The sequence below is a fragment of the Collimonas silvisoli genome (assembly GCF_018305005.1).
Taxonomy (GTDB): domain Bacteria; phylum Pseudomonadota; class Gammaproteobacteria; order Burkholderiales; family Burkholderiaceae_D; genus Collimonas; species Collimonas silvisoli.
Genome location: NZ_JAGQEG010000205.1, coordinates 1 through 2,725, shown reverse-complemented (window position 1 = coordinate 2,725; position 2,725 = coordinate 1). Strand labels below are relative to the sequence as shown.

The window sequence follows — 2,725 nt, the reverse complement described above, 5'->3', positions numbered from 1 at the left end:
TCAGGAAATGGTGCAGAAGCATATGCAACTGTACTACGGTTTCCGCCGCAGATGGCTCAACGAGTTCACGGATTTGCCTTCGTATGATCGTGCCAGCGCACAAGATAAGGAAGACCTGAATAGCTACAACAATTTGTTGAAAGGCGATTTGGCGCTATTGCGCAAACGAAAATTTTTTTCGGCGCAAAGCAGCGGCGGTGATCGTCGCATTTATCTCGATTCAAAAGAAGCGCAAAGCGCCAATCAATGGCAAGGTATGCTGGCAAGTAACGGTGTGTCGCTAAGCAAAGAAGAGTCATGGGCGCTGGAGCAGTTCGATAAGGCGCCGCCGTCTTTCGACTCGCCTTATCTGTGGTTATTGCAAAATCAGATTCACGATTCGCTGGCGACGTTTTATTTAGCGGGTTACGTCACTGACGAAGAAAAATCTGAAGCTCTGCTGACGATGGCGCGGGAATACGACGCTACCGGCAAAGCGCCGACCGCACCGTACAAGAATCAGGTGTGGGATAGATATCAGAATACGATCAAAACCAATCTTGCGATTGGCGCAGCGGTGCAAAGCCGGGTTGACGCCTATAAGCAGTCCGGCGCCAAGGCTGACAATCGGTTTGATCAACTCAAAGCGATGGAAAATACCGACCAGCAGACGCCGTTTAATGAAGCGGATCAAGCAACGCTGGCAGGCTGTTTTCCGACACAAAAGGATGCTAATGCGCCGGAACTGCGTTCCGCCGCCATCCGCACGCAAACCGAAACCCGGCGCGAAGGCAGCGGTTATTTGCGCCAGCGTGCAGTGTTCGATTGATTGACTGTTTTTCTGTCCACTAACAAACAATTTTATGACAGGCATAACGGATAACACTCAACCTCATGAGGAAGAGTCAGCGTGGGAAGGCGGAAGCAAGCCTCGGGCGAGCCTGACTGCGATTCCTCAAACGTCTTGGGAGGCGGTCGAGGATGCGGGCGCGGTGGACGCAAAGATCAACGCCATCGTCAGCAAGGCCGCAGAAACTATCGAACAGTTGCACTATCGGCAGGACAAAATTATCGCTGCGCGTAATCCTCTGTACCAAGCTGCCAAACCTTTGCTACGCACGCTGGCGGACTTGCCGACCACCCAATTACACGAAAGAAATTCATGCGACTCAAACATCTACTGATATTCACCGCGACGCTGGCACTCAGCGCTTGTGCGGCAACGGCACCGAATACAGCGCAAGTCCCCGTTAAAAAGCCGTCCATGGTTGTCGATATAGAGCTGGTGCCGGTATCGATAGCTTGTTTTTCTCATCCAGGCGTGGGTTACATTCACGATTTTTATATCAAGGAACCCTATAGTGAGCGGATGGCGGGCGGGCTGAGTTGTGGCGGTATTGTCGGTGGCGGTTACATGCTTCCCTTGAAATGGCAACCCGGCATGAAAGTCAAGGTGCGCTGGAATCGACCAATCAAGGGTGAAGATAACTGGATAGAAAAAACCACCACGATTAGACGCTACGACGAAGCCGGAAATATTTTCGTTCATTTTTTTGCAAACGATGAGGTACGAGTAGTCTCATCTGCTCGTTATGCCACAGAAAGTCCAAAGCATCCAATTCTTAAAGATGTCACCATCGCACCACCGGAGGAAGAGTAAATGAACGCCCAAATTCAATCCGCTCCGCTGAGTATTACCGGTCACGCCGAAGGCGAAATGACATGGAGCGTTGCCGACCTATGTCGTCGTATTTTGCAAGAAGATCGGCCGACTATTCATGCGCCCCCTTGCCAGAAATACGTCAATATTGGTGTATTTTTCGATGGCACCAATAACAACATGATTCGTGACGAACCATCGCAATGCCATACCAATGTCGTCAAATTGTACAAAGCGCATAAAGCTGTCGATGGCGACGGTGCTTTGCAAACGCCTGGTCATTACCGGATTTATGTTCCGGGCTTGGGTACACGCTTCCAGGAAAACCGGGAGTGGCGTGAAAGTGCCGAAGGAAAAGCATTTGGCAAAGGCGGTGAAGCGCGGATTTTATTCGCATTACTTGAAGTCTATAATTCAGTGCACCGAGCATTTAGTGAAGGTGCCTTTATGTTCAGTCAACAGGAAATCACCGCTAAAATCCAGCAATACGCCAAAGACGTGGAAACCAGCAACCCGATGCGCGATGCCAGTGATCCGCGTCCCGACCGCCGTAGTTGGTTTGCAGACCTCACCAAGGAATTGGACCCGTTATTGCGCACAGCCCGTGAGAAGAGGCCGTTGCCGAATATTCCGAAGATTACGCTGAATGTGTTCGGCTTTTCACGCGGCGCGGTGGAAGCGCGGGCGTTCTGCTACTGGTTTGCCGACTTGCTTAAAAAAGACGGCACCTTTGCCGGCATGGATGCCGACATTGCTTTTTTGGGTTTGTTTGAAAGCGTGGCGTCGATAGGCTTGGCGAATTCTGCATCGGAAACCACGCCGCTGTTCTTTGCCGATGGTCATTTTAGCTGGGCCAAGGAAATACGCGAGGCGCTCCCACCCTGTGTCAAAAAAGCCGTGCATTACATCGCGGCCCATGAGCAGCGCCGCAATTTTCCGATCACCCGCGTCAAAGGCCGCGATGTCACGGAATACCTCTACCCTGGCGTGCATAGCGATGTCGGCGGCGGCTACAGCCCCGGCGATCATGGGCGCGGAGTACGCATGGGGATGATGGTGTCGCAAATCCCGTTATTGCATATGCAC

At 51.8% G+C, this 2,725-nt stretch carries 3 protein-coding genes and 1 pseudogene; all 4 read left to right on the top strand.

The annotated features are described in order from the left end of the window. Positions 1 to 808 (top strand): annotated as a pseudogene (locus KHU33_RS25930) (hypothetical protein); the annotation flags it as partial. A gap of 34 nt (positions 809 to 842) precedes the next feature. Continuing rightward, entirely contained in the window at positions 843 to 1,163 is a 321-nt protein-coding gene (locus KHU33_RS25925) for a hypothetical protein (RefSeq protein WP_211468403.1), read from the top strand. Further along, positions 1,142 to 1,639, top strand: coding sequence for a DUF3304 domain-containing protein (locus KHU33_RS25920; protein ID WP_211468401.1), 498 nt, complete (start codon positions 1,142 to 1,144; stop codon positions 1,637 to 1,639). Before KHU33_RS25925 ends, KHU33_RS25920 begins: the two co-directional genes overlap by 22 nt. Next, on the top strand, positions 1,640 to 2,725 hold a 1,086-nt coding region (locus tag KHU33_RS25915; protein ID WP_211468399.1), incomplete at its 3' end, for a T6SS phospholipase effector Tle1-like catalytic domain-containing protein. It abuts the gene before it with no gap.